The 20902-nt window shown below is 39.1% G+C and carries 32 protein-coding genes; 28 read left to right on the forward strand and 4 right to left on the reverse strand.

The features are described 5' to 3' along the window. Positions 1-640: 640 nt before the first annotated feature. Positions 641-934, forward strand: a complete 294-nt coding sequence (locus KQI76_RS06825; RefSeq protein ID WP_216399577.1) for a WXG100 family type VII secretion target — start codon at positions 641-643, stop codon at positions 932-934. A gap of 94 nt (positions 935-1028) precedes the next feature. Here the strand turns inward: KQI76_RS06825 and KQI76_RS06830 are convergent, their stop codons facing one another. The 4 genes from KQI76_RS06830 to KQI76_RS06845 all read right to left on the reverse strand — a co-directional run bounded on the left by KQI76_RS06830 (position 1029) and on the right by KQI76_RS06845 (position 3893). Beyond that, on the reverse strand, positions 1029-2204 hold the full coding sequence (locus KQI76_RS06830) for a tyrosine-type recombinase/integrase (protein WP_216399578.1): 1176 nt from the start codon (positions 2202-2204) through the stop codon (positions 1029-1031). 67 nt (positions 2205-2271) lie between these two features. Then, positions 2272-2709, reverse strand: a complete 438-nt coding sequence (locus KQI76_RS06835; RefSeq protein WP_216399579.1) for an ImmA/IrrE family metallo-endopeptidase — start codon at positions 2707-2709, stop codon at positions 2272-2274. A 10-nt stretch (positions 2710-2719) separates the two neighbouring features. After that, positions 2720-3139: a helix-turn-helix domain-containing protein gene (locus KQI76_RS06840; RefSeq protein ID WP_216399580.1), complete on the reverse strand. Its 420-nt coding sequence runs from the start codon at positions 3137-3139 to the stop codon at positions 2720-2722. A gap of 589 nt (positions 3140-3728) precedes the next feature. Continuing rightward, entirely contained in the window at positions 3729-3893 is a 165-nt protein-coding gene (locus KQI76_RS06845) for a YjzC family protein (protein ID WP_216399581.1), read from the reverse strand. Positions 3894-3986: 93 nt separating this feature from the next. Here KQI76_RS06845 and KQI76_RS06850 point away from each other — a divergent pair, with 93 nt between their 5' ends. From KQI76_RS06850 to KQI76_RS06980, 27 genes are all read left to right on the forward strand, one after another. Continuing rightward, entirely contained in the window at positions 3987-4175 is a 189-nt protein-coding gene (locus KQI76_RS06850; protein ID WP_216399582.1) for a helix-turn-helix domain-containing protein, read from the forward strand. 4 nt (positions 4176-4179) lie between these two features. Continuing rightward, positions 4180-4947 carry a Rha family transcriptional regulator gene (locus KQI76_RS06855; RefSeq protein WP_216399583.1) on the forward strand — a complete coding sequence of 256 codons (768 nt, stop codon included), beginning with the start codon at positions 4180-4182 and terminating at the stop codon, positions 4945-4947. 17 nt (positions 4948-4964) lie between these two features. Next, a complete protein-coding gene (locus KQI76_RS06860; protein ID WP_216399584.1) occupies positions 4965-5147 on the forward strand; it encodes a helix-turn-helix domain-containing protein in 183 nt (60 codons plus the stop codon). A gap of 9 nt (positions 5148-5156) precedes the next feature. Continuing rightward, complete coding sequence (locus KQI76_RS06865; protein ID WP_216399585.1) at positions 5157-5426, forward strand: hypothetical protein; 270 nt, start codon at positions 5157-5159, stop codon at positions 5424-5426. A 50-nt stretch (positions 5427-5476) separates the two neighbouring features. Further along, complete coding sequence (locus KQI76_RS06870; protein ID WP_216399586.1) at positions 5477-5701, forward strand: hypothetical protein; 225 nt, start codon at positions 5477-5479, stop codon at positions 5699-5701. A 2-nt stretch (positions 5702-5703) separates the two neighbouring features. Then, on the forward strand, positions 5704-6051 hold the full coding sequence (locus KQI76_RS06875; protein ID WP_216399587.1) for a hypothetical protein: 348 nt from the start codon (positions 5704-5706) through the stop codon (positions 6049-6051). After that, positions 6044-6376 (forward strand): MreC domain-containing protein, encoded by a 333-nt coding sequence (locus KQI76_RS06880; RefSeq protein ID WP_216399588.1) that lies wholly within the window; start codon positions 6044-6046, stop codon positions 6374-6376. The genes KQI76_RS06875 and KQI76_RS06880 overlap by 8 nt, the downstream gene beginning before the upstream one ends. A gap of 209 nt (positions 6377-6585) precedes the next feature. Then, positions 6586-6864 carry a hypothetical protein gene (locus KQI76_RS06885; protein ID WP_216399589.1) on the forward strand — a complete coding sequence of 93 codons (279 nt, stop codon included), beginning with the start codon at positions 6586-6588 and terminating at the stop codon, positions 6862-6864. A 14-nt stretch (positions 6865-6878) separates the two neighbouring features. Continuing rightward, entirely contained in the window at positions 6879-7061 is a 183-nt protein-coding gene (locus tag KQI76_RS06890) for a hypothetical protein (protein WP_216399590.1), read from the forward strand. 25 nt (positions 7062-7086) lie between these two features. Next, on the forward strand, positions 7087-7305 hold the full coding sequence (locus KQI76_RS06895; protein ID WP_216399591.1) for a hypothetical protein: 219 nt from the start codon (positions 7087-7089) through the stop codon (positions 7303-7305). Between the two features lie 41 nt (positions 7306-7346). After that, complete coding sequence (locus tag KQI76_RS06900; RefSeq protein ID WP_216399592.1) at positions 7347-7550, forward strand: hypothetical protein; 204 nt, start codon at positions 7347-7349, stop codon at positions 7548-7550. A 56-nt stretch (positions 7551-7606) separates the two neighbouring features. Then, complete coding sequence (locus KQI76_RS06905; RefSeq protein WP_216399593.1) at positions 7607-7957, forward strand: hypothetical protein; 351 nt, start codon at positions 7607-7609, stop codon at positions 7955-7957. Continuing rightward, positions 7957-9135: a DUF2800 domain-containing protein gene (locus KQI76_RS06910; RefSeq protein ID WP_216399594.1), complete on the forward strand. Its 1179-nt coding sequence runs from the start codon at positions 7957-7959 to the stop codon at positions 9133-9135. Before KQI76_RS06905 ends, KQI76_RS06910 begins: the two co-directional genes overlap by 1 nt. Before the next feature lie 29 nt (positions 9136-9164). Continuing rightward, positions 9165-9743 (forward strand): DUF2815 family protein, encoded by a 579-nt coding sequence (locus KQI76_RS06915; protein WP_216399595.1) that lies wholly within the window; start codon positions 9165-9167, stop codon positions 9741-9743. 77 nt (positions 9744-9820) lie between these two features. Beyond that, the gene (locus tag KQI76_RS06920; protein ID WP_216399639.1) at positions 9821-11749 is read left to right on the forward strand and encodes a DNA polymerase; all 1929 of its coding nucleotides are present in this window, start codon (positions 9821-9823) and stop codon (positions 11747-11749) included. Between the two features lie 11 nt (positions 11750-11760). Continuing rightward, positions 11761-12165, forward strand: coding sequence for a hypothetical protein (locus KQI76_RS06925; protein WP_216399596.1), 405 nt, complete (start codon positions 11761-11763; stop codon positions 12163-12165). A gap of 199 nt (positions 12166-12364) precedes the next feature. Further along, on the forward strand, positions 12365-12664 hold the full coding sequence (locus tag KQI76_RS06930; RefSeq protein WP_216399597.1) for a MazG-like family protein: 300 nt from the start codon (positions 12365-12367) through the stop codon (positions 12662-12664). Next, complete coding sequence (locus tag KQI76_RS06935) at positions 12661-13269, forward strand: hypothetical protein (protein ID WP_216399598.1); 609 nt, start codon at positions 12661-12663, stop codon at positions 13267-13269. The genes KQI76_RS06930 and KQI76_RS06935 overlap by 4 nt, the downstream gene beginning before the upstream one ends. 1 nt (position 13270) lies before the next feature. Next, complete coding sequence (locus tag KQI76_RS06940) at positions 13271-13654, forward strand: aminoacyl-tRNA hydrolase (protein ID WP_216399599.1); 384 nt, start codon at positions 13271-13273, stop codon at positions 13652-13654. Next, positions 13647-13871 carry a DUF3310 domain-containing protein gene (locus KQI76_RS06945; RefSeq protein ID WP_216399600.1) on the forward strand — a complete coding sequence of 75 codons (225 nt, stop codon included), beginning with the start codon at positions 13647-13649 and terminating at the stop codon, positions 13869-13871. Before KQI76_RS06940 ends, KQI76_RS06945 begins: the two co-directional genes overlap by 8 nt. A 94-nt stretch (positions 13872-13965) precedes the next feature. Further along, positions 13966-16311, forward strand: coding sequence for a virulence-associated E family protein (locus tag KQI76_RS06950; RefSeq protein WP_216399640.1), 2346 nt, complete (start codon positions 13966-13968; stop codon positions 16309-16311). A gap of 289 nt (positions 16312-16600) precedes the next feature. After that, complete coding sequence (locus KQI76_RS06955; RefSeq protein ID WP_216399601.1) at positions 16601-16873, forward strand: VRR-NUC domain-containing protein; 273 nt, start codon at positions 16601-16603, stop codon at positions 16871-16873. Then, entirely contained in the window at positions 16873-18249 is a 1377-nt protein-coding gene (locus KQI76_RS06960; RefSeq protein WP_216399602.1) for an SNF2-related protein, read from the forward strand. The genes KQI76_RS06955 and KQI76_RS06960 overlap by 1 nt, the downstream gene beginning before the upstream one ends. Continuing rightward, on the forward strand, positions 18249-18704 hold the full coding sequence (locus tag KQI76_RS06965) for a hypothetical protein (RefSeq protein WP_216399603.1): 456 nt from the start codon (positions 18249-18251) through the stop codon (positions 18702-18704). Before KQI76_RS06960 ends, KQI76_RS06965 begins: the two co-directional genes overlap by 1 nt. A 103-nt stretch (positions 18705-18807) precedes the next feature. Further along, on the forward strand, positions 18808-19179 hold the full coding sequence (locus KQI76_RS06970; RefSeq protein WP_216399604.1) for a PH domain-containing protein: 372 nt from the start codon (positions 18808-18810) through the stop codon (positions 19177-19179). 54 nt (positions 19180-19233) lie between these two features. After that, complete coding sequence (locus tag KQI76_RS06975; protein ID WP_216399605.1) at positions 19234-19671, forward strand: terminase small subunit; 438 nt, start codon at positions 19234-19236, stop codon at positions 19669-19671. Beyond that, positions 19661-20902, forward strand: coding sequence for a PBSX family phage terminase large subunit (locus KQI76_RS06980; protein ID WP_216399606.1), 1242 nt, complete (start codon positions 19661-19663; stop codon positions 20900-20902). Before KQI76_RS06975 ends, KQI76_RS06980 begins: the two co-directional genes overlap by 11 nt.

Consider the following 20902-nt stretch of genomic DNA (forward strand, 5'->3'; position numbering starts at 1 on the left):
CGAAGTCTACATGACCGTTATGAATTTTTGCGTTATAAATCTTAATTGAACCGCCGTATACGGAACCGTACGTACGGTGGTGTGAGAGGACGGAGGCTAACCGCCTCCTCCTACTCGATTATTAATTAAGATTTAAACCTCGTCCCAATCTATCCTCTACAAAAATAAAAACACTTATATTATCTTTTGACTTCTATCCATTAGTTCCTCACTATCTTATTAAAATCAGCTTGTTAAGATTTTATCCTTTTGATAGATAGCTACAGTCTCGGATCCATTCCCGGTCTAATCAAATGATGAAAAGCCCTTAACCGTCATTTATTATGGAAAGATTAAATCGTTTATTTATGTCTAAAATCCTAAAAGTAAAATGGTCATTGTAAGCATATGGAATATGTAGTAATTATTCACTATATATTCTTGTGAATATTAAGGGGAATATCTAGTGAAAACCTTTATTTATGCAGGTTAATGATGTTATCTTATCTGATAAAATCATGATAATTCTAAATACCTATAATAAGTAATAGAATGAATCAAAATTACTTATTTTCAATAAAAATATTTTTTTGGATATTATTTATGTATAATATCTATATATAGGTATTTTATATAATAAATTAGGAAAGGGATTGATTGTATGTCAGGTATGATTCGAGTTACACCAGAAGAATTGGTTAATATGTCTAATCGTTATAGCAATGAAAGTAGTCAAGTAGGTGAACAAATTACTCGATTGGATAATATGATACAAGAATTAGAATCCATATGGGAAGGACAGGCTAGTAGAGCTTTCAGTGAACAGTATGAAACGCTTAGACCTTCTTTTACGGAAATGCAACAGCTGTTAGAAGACATTTCAATCCAATTGAACAGCTCTGCTAGAGCATTAGAGGAAGCAGATCAACAAGTTGCTAGTCAAATTCGTGGGTAAAAAGAAAAGGAGACTGTGAGGGAGTGCTTATCGATGATACGGTTACTCGTTCCAGTTGCGCTGTGCTATATCAAGGGTTAGGGGCTAATTGAAATCATTTAGCCCCAGATTTAGCCCCACCTAATGCATTGTTAAAGATATCGAGTGCCTTCTCTTCCATTTCATCGAACGAGTGAACATAAACTTTATAGACCATTTCAACGGTGTTACCTAGCTTGTCCGCAACAGTTTTAGCGGGAACTCCGTTATTGATTAAAATAGTTGCGTGAGTATGTCGCAAACCGTGAGGAGTTATTCTTTTCAAATTGATACCTTGTTTTTTTAAATCATCATACATAAGATTAAAAAACTTGTATGTGAATCTATCTCCAATTGGTTCCCCAGATTGAATTGAAATAATGACATAATCGTTTTCATGTAATTTCTTCCCGTTTTTTAGTTTTATTTCTTTACACCACGTTCGATAACTTCTTAACCTATTTAGTAATATATCATCAACCTTAATAACTCTATAACTATTTCTTGTTTTCGGTAATCTTACTCCATACTCATCGCGGGTTCTTTTAATAGATATTGTTTTTTTATTGAAATCAATATCATCCCATTTAAGCCCGAGAGATTCACCTTTACGCATACCCGTATATGCTAATATCCATATGAATATAGATCTATTAGGACTAAACTTGTCAGCGGTGACTAGTAAAATGTTGAGTTCATCGGGCGTTAAAAAGTTTTTTAACTTCTCGTCTTTTTTTATTTTAATGTTTTTGAAACGGTTACGTGGTATCCTCTCATCATTGACCGCAGCGTTAATTCCAATACTAAAGATTCGATGGTACATGTACACTGACCCGGGACTATACTTTTCTAATAGCGGGTTGATAAATTCTCGAATATATGTTGACCTATCAAGTTTTGCTATCTTGCGTTTACCGATTAAAGGTTTAATTTGATTTTCGACGATCTCTTTTCTTCTAGCAACTGTCTTTACTCCCCAATTACTTTTATAAGCGTCAAACCAGATATCAAACCACTGCGATACGGTCATTTGATCATGCTCTACTTTTTTTACATTACCATCCAGCAGATCAGCTTTGAGCTTCAACAGAGCCTTTAACGCTTGCTTTTCAGACTTAAAACCACTCTTTTTCTTCTCTCTTCTCTTTCCAAGAGTGTCATAGTACTTATGGCGATACATCCACCGCTTTTCGCCACTTTTCAAAAAATAATAATAAATCTCGTCATCAATCTTTGTTTTGTTTAATTTCAATTTAGTTCATCCTTTTCTTACGTGGGTAGACGTTTTAAGGATGTTTATTTTTATCACCACCTTTCAGTTAATGGAACGTTTGTTCTTTATTTATGTAAAAATTTTTAATGAGAAGCTGTTTGGGGATTCTATAAGTCGCTACAGCTTCATTAATCGTAATTGGTTGATCTCTTTCTTGATGTGATAAGAGTTCAATAGCAAATAGATTCGCTTCCTTCTCAATTCTACTTGTTGGGTAATGCGTTTTTGATTTGAGAAAAGCAGTGTTGATCTCTGGGTGTAAAATAGCATGTCCAAGTTCATGGGCACATGTGGAAAGTTGTTCTTCATAGGATAATGATTCATTAATATGAATAATTGTCGTTCGATTGAACCTACTAAAGTAACCTAGCGAATCACCTAAAAATTCATACACAACTTCAATGCCCAAACATTTCGATATTTCAAAAGGATTGCTTGTGTCGTGCTTTTTAATTAATTGAATAACCCTCTTTTTTATTGTCACAGAATCATTCCTAACGATATTTTTTAGGTGTGAATTTCTTTTTAGCTAGGCGCTTATGCATTCTCAATGCGTTTTTCAATGAGTCAATCATGATTTCTCTATTTTCCTCATCTAATTCATCTAGTGTGTTACCATCAAACGCTGCAAAACCTGAATCACTTACGTTATTGATCATATCCTCTAATTGTTTTTCAATATCACACTCATCTTTTTCAGTTAAATCATAGTAACGTTTTTTATCGGTGCGTCCTAATAGGTAGTCTGTAGAGACGTCGAAAAAGTCGGCGACTTTTAGAAGATTAGTCCCTTTTGGAATATTTTTCTTCCAAGAATACAGTGAATTTCTACCTATATCGAGCCTTTCTTCTAAAGTATTCACAGAAATTCCTTGTTCATCACAAAGTATTTTTAATCGATCAAAAGCAGTCATATCAATAATGCTCCTTGTTTTTGTACCGAGATTTTAAAACTAGTTTTAAATATTTTTATAAAAAGCGTTGACTTTTAAAACTAGATTTAATATACTCTAGGTAAGCTAATTAATTAGCGAAAAAGACAATAAAAAATACGACCTATCAAAATACAGTTTTTTCGTTGGGGAACGGATAACTACAGTATTTACAGGCTTTTAAAGTCTTATTTAGCTATGGTTATATATTAAATCTAGTTTTAATATTTGTCAACGACTTTCGCTAATTTTTTAGCTTATAAATTAAATCACTCACATCCAAGCATCAGTAATCGATTGAGCGGAGTACGCCAAGACCTACTAATTACAGTAGAGAGCGACAGTCACATAGACCAACGCCATGACATCGAATATTGGTTCTTGGGTGTGAGTTGGGAGAAGGAGGTGAGGATAATGCTACATCACTATATTACTAAGTATGAAGAGAATGGACTTAGATACGTTGAAGCATGGCTTCAATTAAACTTCTTCAATAAAAGTTGGTGCTTTTCTAGAAAGAAAATTAAGTTATAGAAGCCATTGCGAAAATAATGGCTTCTACAGAAAAAGTCTACATCTTTTTCCACTTACGTCCTTTTTCTTGAGTAGGTGGTAATCGATCGCCTGGATCGATGTTAACAATTCTCGGTTTTGGTACATTGCCGCCACGTGGTCCAACTTCTTGATACTTACCTGGGGGCCGGTTATCAGAACCAGGTTTTATTAGATCAGCCATAAGAATCCTCCTTTCTACATTAGGTTAAGACTATAAATCTATTATACCACAATATATAGTGGTTTCAATCATTGTTAAGGAGGTTTAATCTATATGTTGATTTTGAGGGAAATTAGAGAATCAAAAAAAATATCTCGCTATCGACTATCCAAAATGGCAGGGATAAGAGAATCTACTTTACAAAATATCGAGAACAGTAATGACCCTAACCCTACTTTTAAGGTAATGTGCAAAATCGCAGATGCATTAGAAATTACATTAGACGAATTGAGAAAGGATTGATAGTATGCCAGATTTAACAATTATTAATCACAACGGTCAACTTGTAACAGACAGCAGAGAGGTAGCTCAGATGATCGACAAAGAGCACAAACACCTATTAAGGGATATAAGAAATTATTTGGAGGTTCTAGGTAAGTCCAATTTTGGACTGAGTAATTTTTTTATTGAAAGCTACTACAACGATTCGCAAGGGAAAACAAGACCACACTTCTATTTAACTAGAAAAGGATGCGACATGGTAGCCAATAAAATGACTGGCGAAAAAGGTGTTTTATTTACGGCTTATTATGTTACTAAATTTGAGGAAATGGAACAACAACTTGATACTTCACAACTCAGTCCAGAATTACAAATGTTCAATGGTCTATTTCAATCATTAGCTAAACAAGAATTAGCAACCAAGCAACTAGAAAACAAAGTAGACGGTATTCGTGAGGTCGTTGCTTTAAACACAATCGACTGGCGCAAGGATGCACGACACCTAATCAATAAGATAGCTCAATCACGTGGAGGCTATGGAGCATATAAAGATGTAACGGTTGAAATCTATCAAGAAGTCGAACGTAGAGGAAAGTTTGATCTTACTAGACGTTTAACGAATAAAAAGCAACGCATGGCACTAAATGGCGATAGTAAATCAAAAATAGATCGAATAAACAAGGTTGACGTCATTGCAGATGATAAACGTTTAGTTGAGATTTATATCGCTGTCGTTAAAGATTTTGCAATAAAACACGGTGTTGATCTTGGCGATCAGCAAACAGTTATTTGAGAAAGGAGTAGAACAACATGTCAGAAGATTTGAGTCTTAAAGTTAGAAATGAGCTTTATAGAAGAGGTAGAACCCAAACTTGGTTGGCGAACGAGTTGGGTATTTCTAGACCATATTTGTCAGATATTTTATCAGGGAAGCGCGATGGGGATAGAGCACAGGAACATGTTGAACGTATTCGAAAAATATTAGTGATTTGAGGTGATTAAATGATACCCGCTCAAGTCAATGTTGAAATTGATCAGAAACAAGTTAAACAAATTATTGAACAAGAATTACAGAAACAAATCCATCAAAATTTATTATTTGTTGATATCAATAAGTTGTCAGAGATCACATGCATGTCCATTCGGTACTTAGAAGATGAAATTTTATGTGATCCAAGAGTAAGGATTCATGAGCGCAGAAAGAGTCGCAAGCGTTGGTGGCTTTATGAGCCAACCATAAAGGCAATTGTTGATATTACAGATGAATGGTAATAAAAATAAAAAATACGTGGGTAGACGTGTTTTAAAAGGAGCGAACCCAAATGAAAACAATGACAATCGGCGAAATGAACACTTATGCCGGACGATTTATCGCCATCACAAAAATAAAAGACCAGGATCTTAAAGATCGCAGGTTGGCTCATTTAATGAGTGACTTAGAGTGTGTTTATGACATCCCACTTTTAGCAAGTAACGTTGAAGACAGTGGAGTGGATCCTATCGCTCTTAGTTTTTACAAAATGGTGTCGGCAGAAAGGAGTTTTTGAGGGTGGGTGATAAAGAACGGTTGGAACGGATAGAGGATATAGACCAAGAAATAGGAAATGGATTTGCAGTAGAAGATTTAGATTTAAACACTATGACGGTTGTTAACAGAGAAGATTTTGAATGGCTTAATGCACAAGCTAAACGAGTTGAGGAATTGGAAAGATATGTTGAAGCAAGTACTCATATTCAAAGGCAACTAAGAAAGGAAAACAAGCGTTACAAATACGCTTTGGAAAAAATATATGATAATTGGATCACTTCAACCAGTGCGATTTCAGGGGGAGTAATAGCTTTTAACGCCAAAGAAATAGCATATCAAGCGTTGAGAGGATGTGAATCAGATGAATAAAGAGCAGAGAGATAAGTTTTACGAGGAATTAAACAAACTTATACTTTACAACGAATTGGAATTAGAATCAGCATCTAAAATAACTGAAGAAACGATAGAAGAAAACAAGAAACTTAAAGAACGTGTTGAGGAACTGAAAGATAAGATAGTATCTTTTGAGGTTTGGTACACGCTACTCGAACAACAAAACAAACGCTACAAACAGGCACTTGAGTTTTATGCAGATTTAAGGAATTGGAGAAAAACAGACACAGAAAGAATAAATCACTCGCCGTCAAGAATTATAGCAGACACAGGAGACAAAGCACGTGAAGCCTTGAATTGAAAGGAGCTGAACCAAATGAAAATCAAAGCTAAAGATTGGTTGTTGTTACCTGGTAGCTTAAAGCGTGCATTGTTAAGACAAGCCATGAACTCGAAAGGTGGAATTTGAGATGGAACTGATCAGACACATTTATTTAATCTTTTTAATCATCAGCATGATCTGCATGGCGATCAATATCTGTATTGCTCTTGTGATTGGGGGTACTTCAGATGATCAATCTTAAACATTATTTAAGCACTGACCATAATAGAGTGGTCCGATTAAATGACTATTTTGAATATTATTCTGCTTTAGCTAACTTCGAATTGTCAAAAGGTAACTACGACAACGCTGAGAAGTATATGCGCTATGCTACTAATTTTATTAGTGAGCTGAAAAAACTACATGACCAAAAGGTAACTTGTGATGAAGCTAGTGAGTTGCTGAAGCAGATCAAGCAACGGGAGTTATCTGACCTAGGCGAAATGATTCGGAGAAATTATTTTTGAAAGGGGGTGAAGAGATGTCCGAATGTATTATCGCAAGACCTATAAATGGAATAACCATTAATGGCTTAGAGTACATCCTTGATGATTTTGGGGAAGTTAAAAGATTCAACAATGAAGATGAAGCCGTTCAATTTTTAAAGCAAAATGACTTATCGGAAAAGGAAATTGAGAGCCTAAAATTTATTGAAGTTTATTGAAGTTTATTGAAAGGGGGTGAATTAAATGGAACATCCAGCAGTTTATCGCACTAGACAAACTGGCTATCCAGGGAAAGAGCCTAACATTTATGGAACAGATGCAAGAGGTAATGAAGTTTATGTTGGCGATGAGATCTACATTTACGATGAAGAGTTTTGGTTAGCAGACGAACTATCACAAGATGCAATTGAGGTGCTAGAGCATTTTGGGGCTAAAAGAATAAAAGCTTGTTATGGGCTTTGAAATTGAAGGAAGGTGATTCGTTTTGAAGGAAGGTGATTCGTTTGGGAGAAATTGAAGAAATGAAAGATTACGCAATAAAAGCCCTAACATACACACTTGAGGAGGTGCGGAAAGATATAAAACTAACAATCCGATTGTCGGAAGACAAGACAGCAATTCACCATTTGCATACAACTATAAAAAACATAGAGAGCATTCTAGATGCAGTATACGCAAAAGAAAAACCCACTGACGGCAATCAGTGAGCTTTGAAAAAACATTTACAGGTTTAGTATATCACAAATTGGAAGGAGTTTTTATCGTGAATATAAATATCAAAATTGATGCAGAGGGGCTTGAAGGAGCAATTCTTAAATTAACTAAAGCTTTATCTGGGGGCGCACCTTTAACTGCCTCCGAAATATCGCCAGCTGAAGATGGGCCTAAAGAAGTTGAGCCAAAGGAAGACCAACCTAAGAAGGTGGACAAGCCGAAGAAAGAGGGCAAGCCGACAGTCACTCTTGAAGTCGTTCGTACTAAGTTGGCTGAATTGGCTCAAGCGGGTAAGCAAGCGGAAGTTAAGGAGCTGATCACATCATTTGAAGCTAAAAAGTTATCAGATATTAAAGTGGAAGATTATGCGGAGTTGCTTAAAAAAGCGGGTGAAATTTAATGGCTGAAATTAATCATGCGGAAAGGGCTCATGCCACTTTATCGGCTTCAGGTGCCCATAGGTGGATGGCTTGCACACCTTCCGCCATGTTGGAAAAAGACTTGCCTGATACGACAAGCGAGTTTGCCAAAGAGGGTACCACCGCCCACGAATTAAGCGAGATTTACCTTAGTCATGAAATAGGTGAGATCAACAAGAGTACACGTACGAGACGGATCAATAGGTTTAAAAAAGAAAATGCCTACTACTCTCAAGAGATGATTGATTACGTTGAGAAGTATGTAGATATCGTTGTAGAGAAGATCAATGAGGCAAAAGCTAGATCAGATGATGCGGTTATCCTGCTTGAACAACGCTTAGATTTTAGTGAATGGGTGCCTAGGGGTTATGGGACTGGGGACGTTGTTATCATCTCAGATGGGCACTTAGAAGTTGTTGACCTCAAGTATGGTAAGGGCGTTGAAGTTTCAGCAGTTGAGAACGAACAGCTCAGACTATACGGGCTTGGGGCTTTTAATCAATTTGACATGCTCTATGACATTGAGACGGTCTCCATGACGATTGTCCAACCTAGACTAGACAACCTATCCACAGAAACGCTAGAAGCGGAGACACTAGTTGAATGGGCTAAAACAGAGGTTAAGCCTAAGGCAGATTTAGCCTGGAGTGGCGAAGGTGAGTTTGTCGCAGGTGACCACTGCAGATTTTGCAAGCTAAAAGCGACATGCCGAGCTAGGGCAGAGGAAAATCTCAAGATGGCTCAGTATGAATTCGATAAACCCGCTGAGTTGAGTTTAGACGAGATCGGGCAGATTCTATTTAAGGCTGGTGAACTCCAAAAGTGGGCAAAGGATATTGAAAAGTATGCCTTTGATCAAGCCGAGAAGCACGGCAAGAAGGTTCCAGGTTGGAAGCTGGTAGAGGGTCGCTCTAACCGTAAGTACGCAGATGAGGCAAAGGTTTTAAGTACGTTAAAGGTAGATTATGAGTTAGATAGTATCGCCCCAAGAAAGATTCTAGGCATTACGGCTATGGAAAAGGCAATCGGCAAGAAAGTTTTTGCTGAAAAACTAAGTGATTTAGTGATTAAGCCGGCAGGCAAGCCAACGCTTGTCCCGGAAGGTGATAAACGTCCAGAGTTAAATTCAACAGCTTCAGCACAAGCTGATTTTAAATAAAAAACTTAATTTTAAAGGGGAAATGAAAAATGTCAAACACTAACAAAAATCAAGCAACTAAAGTCGTTACAGGGGAAGTTCGTTTCAGCTATTTACACGTATTCGAGCCACATGCTATTGAAGAGGGCCAGCAAGAGAAATACTCAGTCTCACTGCTAATCCCTAAAAAGGATAAAGCGACTTTAAATAAAATTAAGAAGGCGATTGAAGCAGCAAAAGAGGCAGGCAAGTCTACTAAATTCGGCGGTAAGATTCCAGCCAATCTAAAAATGCCTTTACGTGATGGAGATGTCGATCGGCCGGATCAAGAGGAGTATGCAGGACATTATTTTATCAACGCTAATTCGACTAATAAACCGGGAATCGTTGACGCGAACGTCGATCCAATTTTGGATTCAACCGAATTGTATAGTGGTTGCTACGGTCGAGCTTCAGTTAACTTTTATGCTTACAGCGTTTCAGGAAATAAGGGGATTGCTTGCGGCTTAAACAACATCCAAAAGCTTCGAGATGGGGACACTTTAGGCGGTCGCTCAAGAGCTGAAGATGACTTTGATGCGGTAGAAGTAGAAGGCGAAGATGAAGGTATGGATGATTTTCTGAACTAAACCTTTAGTTAGGCCTTGAGGGGGTGTCGTTTGCGTCTACCCCCTTCAATTTTAATAAATCAATAGGGGTGATAACAATTGATACTTTAGCGATTGATATTGAGACGTATTCAAGCTACAACTTGCTAGATACGGGGGTTTACCGTTATGCGGAGGCACCGGACTTTGAAATTCTACTCTTTGCTTACAGCTTTAATGATGATCCAGTAGAGGTAATTGATCTAACTTGGGACGATCTTCCCGATCGAGTATTAAAAGCCTTGACTGACAAGAACACGCTCAAAACAGCTTTTAATGCCCAGTTTGAGTTCGTCTGTATCAACAAACATTTTAATTTAGATATGGATATCCGTCAGTGGCAGTGTACCATGGTGCACGCTTTGACTTTAGGCCTGCCTGGTAGCTTAGCCAATGTAGCAAAGGCCTTGGGCATTGAGGAACGAAAGGACACAGCCGGAACGGCTTTAATCAATTATTTTTCTAAGCCTTGTAGACCTACGAAAGCGAATGGCAAACGGACGAGAAATCTACCCGAACATGATCCCGAAAAATGGGCGAATTACATTAAGTATAATCGTCAAGACGTAGTTGTTGAGAAGGCAATTAAAAATAAATTATCTCGTTTCCCAATCAGTGAAAGAGAACAGACTCTTTGGGAACTGGATCAGCGCATCAATGGGGGTGGGGTTAAAACGGATCTGCAAATGGTCTTAAATGCAATAAAAATTGATGAGACGGATTCAGATCGTTTGTTGGTTGAAGCAAAAAAGCTAACAGGGCTCGACAACCCTAATAGTACAGCTCAGTTGAAAAAATGGGTTGAAGATCAAGGCGAATCCATGCCGAATGTTCAGAAAGCTACGGTTGAAAAATTAGCAAATGAAACAGAAAACGAAGCGGTGAAACGTGCGCTTGAGATTAGACAGCAGCTCTCGAAAACGAGTGTTAAAAAATACTATGCCTTACAGGCAACCCGTTGTGATGATGGCCGAGTTCGTGGATTAATGCAACACTACGGGGCTAACAGGACAGGCAGATGGGCGGGTAGGCTGGTTCAAGTTCAGAACTTACCCGGCATCAGTATGGGAGCCTCTGACCTTGATAGCGCGAGGTCACTAGTGGTTAAGGATGAAGGTGAGATGTTTGGTTTACTTTATCCTGTAGCGGACACGCTCAGTCAATTAATTCGGACGGCTTTAGTTGCAGAAGAGGGCAGTCGCTTTATTGTTTCAGACTTTAGCGCTATTGAAGCAAGAGTCATCGCTTGGTTAGCTAACGAGAAATGGCGGATTGATGTATTTAAAGGTCATGGGAAGATTTATGAAGCTTCGGCTTCACAGATGTTTAACGTGCCCATTGAAAATGTAACGAGGGAAAATGGTCTGCGGGCTAAGGGTAAGGTTGCCGAGCTTGCTCTAGGCTATCAGGGATCACTAGGGGCTTTAAAGCAGATGGGCGGTGAAGCAATGGGCTTGAGTGAGGAAGAGATGGAAGAAATCGTTCAATCTTGGCGATTAGCAAGCCCAAATATTGTTCAATTCTGGTATGACGTGGGTAACGCTGCATTAAAAGCTGTCAAGGACAAAGCAGTCATTAAATTGCAGTATGGGCTTCAATTCTCATACGAATCCGGCTTTTTATTTATTAGATTACCCAGCGGGAGACGGTTAGCTTATGTCAGACCAAGAATTAAAGAAAACAAGTTTGGTAGAGACGCTATATTTTTTGATGGGGCAAGAAGTGAAGAAAGTACCTACGGGGGTAAATTAGTAGAGAACATTGTTCAAGCAACAGCTAGGGACTTATTAGCTGATAATCTCTTAAAGCTAGATGGTATGGGCTATAAAACAGTGTTCCATGTGCATGATGAGGTGGTTTGTGAGATGCCTTATGGGCAGGGAAGTTTAGAAGAAGTCGAACAGCTCATGTCAGAACCGATCGAATGGGCTCCGGGCTTACCCTTATCAGCAGATGGTTTTGAAACAGAATACTATAAAAAAGATTAGGAGAGATTAACATGTCAGAGATTACAAGAAAAGATATTTGCGCTTTAATTAACTATTTCAATGGATATGGAAGTCCCTTTGATGACTTAATTATGAAGTTAGCTTCAAAGTATTTAAGAAAAGGTTGGAATTATTTTAAATATGATAAACCAAAGAACGGCCAGGAAGTACTAGTTTACTGGTATGAGGAAGATTACGAAACCGAACAAATTCACATCCTAACTTATTTTGAAAAAGGTACAGTCATAGAGGACCCTGCTGTTGAGGTTGTTCTTACTGGGAAAGGCACTAAAGTAATTGCAGATAGTGACGGCTTTTACATTTACGAAAACAGTAAATGGAGAAAACATGCAGATTTAATAACTCACTGGCAACCTCTACCAGAAGATCCGATTTTACCAGAGTATGAAGGCTGAATACTATAAAAAAGATTAGCTGAATCCAAACGTGGATTCAGTGGAAAGGGCTGATAGAAGATGAGTGAACTACCTGAAAGGGTAACCTGTCCAGATTGTAAAGGGGACGGGCTTGATAGATACCTTGATTATATTGACTATATGACACCTTGCCCGACTTGTGGGGGCAGGGGGACAATTAAGGGGGATGTTGTAGACAATGGATGATTTGACAATGGTGATTCAGCAGTGGGCTTTTGATAGAAGGCTAGATACGGCTGATCCAAGTAAGCAGACGATTAAACTCGGGGAAGAGTTTGGCGAGTTATGCGAGGGTATGGTCAAAGATAATATCGATCAAGTCGTTGATTCGATAGGCGATATGTACGTCGTGCTCACGATTCTATCAATGCAGTTAGGTTTAGAGATTGAAGATTGTGTTCGGTTAGCCTACGAGGAAATTGCTGATCGTAAAGGAAGAATGGTCAACGGGGTTTTTGTTAAGGAGGGGGACTTATGAGGCCATCTGAAAAGTATGGGGTTTTTATGCGACATGCTAAAAAGTTAACGAACAGTCGAGTAGTTAAGGATCACCATAGAAGAGATGTACTAGAGGGTGTCAAGCATTTTGATGATGGGCGTTTAGCCGTAACGGACGGGCACCGACTCTACCATCTTAAGGATGTTGATCACGGCAAAGGGGATAATTTAATCACTCCAAGCGGTCGACTGATTAAAAAGAAGGGTTATCCGGATGTTATGCGATTAATGCCCGACAGTACACCTGATCAAGAAATGTACTTAGCAGTCAAGGAGCTGTTTATTGGGGCTGATGGCTCAGCGCTAGCAGGTAAAGTGGCGGGAGTTACGCCGTCCATGACCTTTAAAGGCAATCACCTGAGTTTTGTATCAGATCAAATAACGTTTAAGCATGAGCTATCCAAGACTTTTGAGGGTGATGAATTCTATTCCAATGCGCAGTATTGGGTAGATGCTCTAAATTTATTCAAGGCTTTAGGCTATGACCAGGTGTGTCTAAAGACCTTTGGGCGTGTCAGACCTTTTCTACTGGGAAGTCTAGACCGAAAGCTAGAGGTTATCATACTACCGATTAGGAGGCTTTAACATGGAACCTAGAATTGTAGGAAATTTTACAGAGGGCAAGGAAATGATGAAAAAGAAAAGGGAAGAGCTTAGGAAGGAACTAAATCAGGCAGAAAAAAAGGGTGTAGTGAAAGCTAAATCTTTAAAAAGGCTAATAGCCATCTACTCCGTTTCTGCAACGCTTCCAGCTGAGATAGATGGGATCATAGTCAACGGATTAGCTTTAACCCGTTTTATTAAAAAGTTAAAAGGTTTTCGCTATGAAATCATTGTTGAAGGTGATTGTTTAACCGTAAATTACGGAAAAACCCGCAGGGAGTGGACGGGTAAACTTGTTTTATATGATATGTCTTCTTACTTCGAGGGGTATCCTGATATACCAAAGTTGGTGATGGATCGTGTCTGATCGAGTAAACCATCCATCGCATTACAACCAAGGCAAATACGAAACGATAGACGTTATTTTAGATACGGTACAGCATATTCCAGGACGAGAGGGCTTCCTGGTCGGAAATATCATTAAATATCTAAATCGTTGGCCTTTTAAAAACGGTAGGGAAGATTTAGAAAAAGCTAAACGGTACTTAGGTTTACTCATTGACCTGATTGACGAAGAGGACTGAGGTGGTCAGCTTGAATGCAACACAGAGTAGTAAACAACTAAAAATTGAATATGACGGGTCACTGACAATTGCCACGGGTCGAAATCGGAAAGAGATGCAGTGGAAGAACAGGGAGATGCTTTGGTCAGACTTGGCCAAGCGTCTCTCAAACACCACGCGAACGGGTGAGACCCAAGAGGAATATCGGAAGAGCGCTAAGGGCGTACAGGTTGATATTAAGGACGTTGGGGGCTTTGTGGGTGGAACTTTAAAAGGCGGACGTCGGAAAGCGGATGCCGTTGTGTGGCGCCAGTTAATTACCTTAGACGCTGACTTTATCAAGGGTGATTTCTGGACAAGCGTTGAGTTGATGTATGACTTTGCTTGTTTGGCTTACTCAACCCACTCCCATAGCTCAAATAATCAGCGCATACGCTTAGTTATTCCACTCACAAGACCGATTACCCCAGATGAGTATCAAGCGGTCAGCAGAAGACTTGCTGCAGATGTCGGGATAGATTTCTTTGACGATACCACCTATCAAGCGCACCGTTTAATGTATTGGCCAAGTACATCGCAGGATGCGGAATTTTTCTTTAAACTCCAAGATGAGCCTTGGCTTAACCCTGATGATGTGCTTGACCGTTATCCTGATTGGACGGATCCGTCGTATTGGCCAGAGTCCAGTCGAGTACACCAGTCAAGGCAAAAGATGGCTGACAGACAGGGAGACCCATTTGAAAAGCCGGGGCTTATAGGGGCTTTCTGTAGAGCATATTCGATTCCTGAGGCAATTGAGGCCTTCTTAGGTGACATCTACAAGCAAGAAGATGATGGTAGGTACAGCTACATCAAGGGCTCAACTAGTGGCGGATTGGTGTTATACGAGGGTGGCAAGTTTGCCTATTCCCACCACGGAACGGATCCGGTTGGTGGTCAGCTGGTCAACAGTTTTGACTTAGTGAGGATCCACAAGTTTGGTGTGCGTGATGAAGATGCAAAAGAAGGTACGCCTATTGTGCGCATGCCGTCATACTCGATGATGACAGACTTTTCTGGTCGAGATGAAAAGGTGAAACACAAGTTAGGTTTAGAGCGATTAGAACAGGCTAGTCAAGAGTTTGATGTCGTTGAAGTAGCAACAGAAGATAACAACGAATGGCTTAAAAAGTTAGAACGGCATCCTAAGACGGGAGCCATTTTATCCACGAGACATAATGCTCTATTGGTGTTAGAAAATGATGGTAATCTAAAGAATAAGCTTGCTTATGATGAGTTTTCCCACCGGCCAGTGATGTTGGGCGATCTGCCTTGGGAGAATGCCGAAAAGGGCGGGTTATGGAGTGATGATGATGAGTCAGCTCTATTCTATTATCTTGAATCGGTTTATGACATCGACAGCCCTGGAAAGGTGAGGGATGCCTTAGGTGTGTTGATGAAGCGCCATAGAGTACATCCAGTCAAAGACTATTTAAAAGAATTAGAGTGGGATGGTGAAAAACGTTTAGAGACTGTTCTGATAGACTATCTAGGCGTTAGCGATACGAAGTTCGATCGAACGGTTACGCGAAAGGCATTGACCGCAGCAGTCGCAAGAATCTTCCGTCCAGGGGTTAAATTTGATTACATGCTTACCATTACAGGACCACAAGGAGCGGGTAAGAGTTTACTGCTTGATAAATTGGGTGGCGACTGGTTTTCAGACAGTTTGACAACGGTTCAAGGAAAAGAAGCGTATGAACAATTGCAAGGTGTATGGCTGATTGAAATGTCTGAGCTATCAGCAACAAGAAAAGCAGATAATGAAGCAATTAAACAGTTTTTATCGAAACGAGAAGATATATTCAGAGTCGCATATGACAGACAAATATCCGTATTTCCAAGGCAGTGTATTTTCATCGGAACCACGAACGATCATGATTTCTTGAGGGATAGAACAGGAAACAGACGATTTTGGCCTGTTGTGGTTGATGAGTCAAGAAGGAATGAAGGCATGATAAAGGATTTAAGCAAGGAGACTGTCGACCAAATATGGGCGGAAGCCGTCGCAAATTACAAGCGGGGCGAAAAACTCTATTTGGAAGAGGAAGATATGCAACAGGAGGCATTTAGACGTCAGGAACTCCATAGGGAAGAAAACCCAACGTTTGGGTTGGTGCAGAAGTTCCTAGAAATGAAATTACCGGCTGACTGGGACGATCGGGATTTATCCCAGAGACGAATGTTTTTGGATAGCGATTTTGGACAAGTTGAGGGCACAGTTCAGCGTGATCGAGTGTGTGCTTTGGAAATATGGGTTGAAGTCTTAGGGGGCGATCCAAAGAATTTTAGACCCGTTGATGCAAGAAACATAAATGATATTTTACGAGAAATGCCGGGTTGGATTCAGCACAGATCGACTTTAAGATTCGGAAAACTCTATGGGCAACAAAGGGCTTTTGTCAGGGACGAAAATATGTGAAAAGGTGACAACAAGAGCCAATAAAGTCTGTTGTCACTAATATTTTCCAGTGACAACAATGACAACGCATGACAACAAAGAAAAGCAAGTTCTGTTGTCACCTCAAACCCTTATACATCATGGTTTTACTATCTACTGACAACAATGACAACAGAAATAATAGAAGAAAGATAAAAAGAGATATATAGATAATATATATATAAAAATATCTATATACGTATATACGCATATATAGGGAAATTCTGTTGTCGTTGTTGTCACCTAAAATTAATTCTTTGAAGGTGAGTTTGTGAAAGAACAAAAAATTGAGAAGTACCTAAAAGATAAAATTGAACATTTAGGTGGGCATGCTTTGAAATTTAATTCAGGGGTAAGGGGCGTACCTGATCGAATTGTTTTACTTCCAGGAGGCAAGGTTATTTTTGTCGAGCTGAAGGCACCGGGTAAAAAACCCAGACCCTTACAAGAAAAAAGGCTAAGGGATTTAAATGAACTAGGCTTTCACGCAATCGTGATCGATTCAAAAAGTAAAGTCGATGATTTTATAAATGAGGTGAGGTAGTGACTGATTTTATCCCACACGATTATCAAGATTATTCGATTAAAAAAATAATAGAAAACCCAGCGGCTGGATTGTTCCTGGATATGGGTATGGGGAAAACGGTATCTACTTTAACAGCAGTAGCGGATCTCATGTATGACTACTTTGAGGTTAATAGAGTTTTAGTGATTGCACCATTACGGGTAGCCAAATATACATGGACGGACGAAATCGAGAAGTGGGAGCACTTGAACCACTTGAGGACATCCCAAATCCTAGGAACTAAAAAACAGCGACTTGCAGCACTTGATAAACAAGCTGACATCTATCTGATCAATCGTGAGAATGTTGTTTGGCTAGTGGACCATTTAAAAAGTGATTGGCCATTTGACATGGTAGTGATTGACGAGCTATCCAGCTTTAAATCAACAAAAGCTAAACGTTTCAGAGCTTTAAGGAAAGTTAGGCCTTTAATTAAACGTATTGTAGGGCTTACGGGTACACCAGCACCTAATGGGCTGATCGACTTATGGCCACAACTCTACTTACTTGATCAGGGCGAACGATTAGGAACGACAATCACAGGCTTTCGCAATCGGTATTTTGTCCCTGGAGCTGGAGACCCAAGCAAGCATGTCGTCTATGAATGGGTACCAAAGCCAGAAGCGGAAGAAAATATTTATAAAAAAATTGGTGATATTTGTGTCAGTATGAAATCTGTCGATCATTTAAAAATACCTGAAAGAGTTGATCACGTTGTTGAAGTCAACTTAGGCCCAAGGACTAGGCGCAAGTACGAACAGCTAGAGAAAGATTTCCTTTTGTCGTTTGAAGATAGCGATGTTGTGGCTGATACTGCAGCAGTTTTATCAAATAAGCTTTTGCAATTGTCAAATGGGGCTATTTATGACGAGAATAAAGACGTCCAACATATCCATGACGAGAAACTAGATGCCCTGGAAGAATTAATCGAACAGGCGAATGGCAAGCCAGTTCTTGTCTTTTATAATTTCAAGCATGACCTGGCCAGAATACAGGCACGATTTAAAGAAGCCGTTAAGCTTGAAACAGATGCAGATTTCAAAGCATGGAATAAAGGTGAGATTCCAATTCTTTTAACACATCCTGCTTCAGCTGGTCATGGATTGAATATGCAAGATGGTGGAAATACAATTATCTGGTTCGGCTTAAATTGGAGTCTCGAACTCTACCAACAAGCCAATGCCCGACTGCATCGACAAGGGCAGAAGAACATTGTTAACATCTATCACTTAATCGTGACCGATTCAATTGACGAAAAAGTGATGAAGGCGATTAAAAATAAAACTGTTACTCAAGATAATCTAATGCAAGCCGTTAAAGCAAGACTTGATCGATATAAGGGGGTTGAAGCTTAATGCAGAAAAAGAATGAGGATGGCTACTCAATCAACCGAATACTTATGGTTATAAACATGTATCACATCAACATGAAAAACATAAAAGAGCTAGAACAAGGGCTTAATCCAAGCGTTGGAGTCGCCCAGTATGGCATCGAAGCGACATTACCGAAAGGCAATGCTATTTCTAAGGTTGTGGAGAATGAGGCCATTAGACAAGTTGACAGTAGCCGTTATTGGGCTGAGACGATAACCGATATGAAATACATCCAGGATCGCTGGCACCGGATCACAGACGAGAAGGAGGCTATGATTTTAAATCTAAGATTGAATGGTATTTCGATTGCTGAAATCAGCCACATTATGAGTATGGATCGCACGAATGTCTATAGAAATTTAAGAAAAATAGCAAAAAAAATAAAAAGTTATCCACAGGACAACGCCACAAACGCCACAAATTTGGTGAAATCGTAAGTAATGGTTTATAATGTGCGTGAGAACGTTTTTAAAATTACCGTTGCAATAGTTAACCAATTCTAGGATAATGGTCTTATAACATAGTCAGGAGTTGGGAAAAATGAGTGAAGAAATAATTTTAGAATTTGAATCGGACTTATTTGGCATTAAAGATAATTCAGAAGGGCCTTTAAAAATCCCAAAAGAATATTACACTTTGACAACCGAACGTTTAAAAGTACGTAAGCAAGGGGTTATGACAAAAACTTTGAGTGACATCGAGGTTTTTAAAATTAACGATATCACCGTTAAGCAAAAGCTAACAGATAAAGTTCGCGGGGTTGGGGATATTGAAATTCTTAGTGCAGATGAATCTGATCCCAAGTTAATCCTTAAAAAGGTAAAAGACCCGCATGAGGTCAGAGAGCAGATAAGAGACGCTGCTAAAAAAGCAAAAGAAAAAATGGGCGTTAAATACAGATATGAACTATAAGCATCCTAACGGGTGCTTTTTTGTTTGTCAAAAACTTTGAGGTGGTGATATGCCATGAGTAAAACAAAAAAGTTAAGCTTGAAACAACAGAAATTCGCTGATGAGTATATCATCACTGGAAACATTGAACAATCAGCGCTAAAAGCGGGTTATAGTAAAAGCTATGCCAGGGCACAATCGCATAAATTATTGGCGAATGTTGGCATAAAATCCTATATAGACAATCGCTTGGCTGAGATTGAATCTGAGAAAATAGCAGATCAAAAAGAAATTCTTGAATTCCTAACAAATGTCCTCAGAGGTGAAGCAGAAGGGACGGAGCTTGTGGGAATGGGTAAGGGTGCACAGTCACCCGAACAGCTTCCGCCAACAGTTGCAGATAAAACAAAGGCGGCGGAACTCTTAGGTAAACGTTATGCTATGTGGACTGAGAAAGTCGATCAGACCAACACGAATATAGAGATCAATGTTGGTGAATGGGATGACGATTAAACTCAATTTTAATAAACCCAGCAAGGTGTTTAATAAAAAGATATTCAAGCTACTCAATGATTATGACACGTTCACAGAAGTGCATTATGGGGGTGCTTCAAGCGGTAAATCACACGGGGTTGTACAAAAGGTTGTACTAAAAGCTTTAAAGCCCTGGAGCAAGCCTAGACGTATATTATTTTTACGTAAAGTTGCAGCAACCGTCAAGGATTCGATCTTCGAAGATGTCCTAGCCTGTTTATCAAGTTTTGGCATACTCGATCAGTGCAAGATCAATATGAGTGATTATCGCATCATACTCCCCAATAAAGCAGTCTTTATTTTCAAGGGGATGGATAACCCGGAAAAAATTAAGTCAATCAAGGGCTTATCAGATATCGTCATGGAAGAGGCCACAGAATTTACCCTTGATGATTATACTCAGCTAACTTTACGGTTGAGGGATAAAGGTCATGACAAAAAGCAAATCTATTTAATGTTTAACCCAGTATCTAAAGTGAACTGGGTTTTTAAATATTTTTTTATCAATAAGCATAAAAATACAAAAGTCATCCAAAGCACTTATAAAGATAACCGTTTTTTAGATGCATCAACAAAAGAAAATATTGAGGACTTAGCAAACCGCAACCCGGCCTATTATAAAATTTATGCACTGGGTGAGTTCGCTACTTTGGATAAGCTTGTTTTTCCTAAGTTTGAAAAGCGGATCATTAATGCGGAAGAGATAAAGCACCTCCCTTCTTACTTTGGGCTTGATTTTGGGTACGTCAATGACCCGTCTGCCTTTATCCACTTGAAAGTAGACGAGAAAAACAAGCGAATATATTTTGTCGAGGAGTACGTTAGAAAGGGATTGCTTAATGACCAGTTAGCTAAAGCCATCATTGATTTAGGCTATAAAAAAGAGGTTATTACAGCAGATTCAGCTGAGAAAAAATCAATTGAAGAAATTAGACGATTGGGTGTCGATCGAATAAGGGCAGCAAAGAAAGCCCCGGACTCAATCATCCAGGGCATACAGTTCTTGTCCCAATTTGATTTTATTGTGGATGAACGTTGTGTAAAGCTGATTGAAGAGCTTGAAAATTACACCTGGAAAAAGGATAAGAACACAAATGAGTACACGAATACACCGGTAGACAGCTATAATCATGTGATTGATGCGAGTAGGTATGCGGTTGAAGGACTGCATACTAAGACGGTCGTCAATCTGTTTAAGGGAGGTTTGTAG

The sequence above is a fragment of the Amphibacillus sp. MSJ-3 genome (genome assembly GCF_018919165.1).
Lineage (GTDB): Bacteria > Bacillota > Bacilli > Bacillales > Amphibacillaceae > Amphibacillus.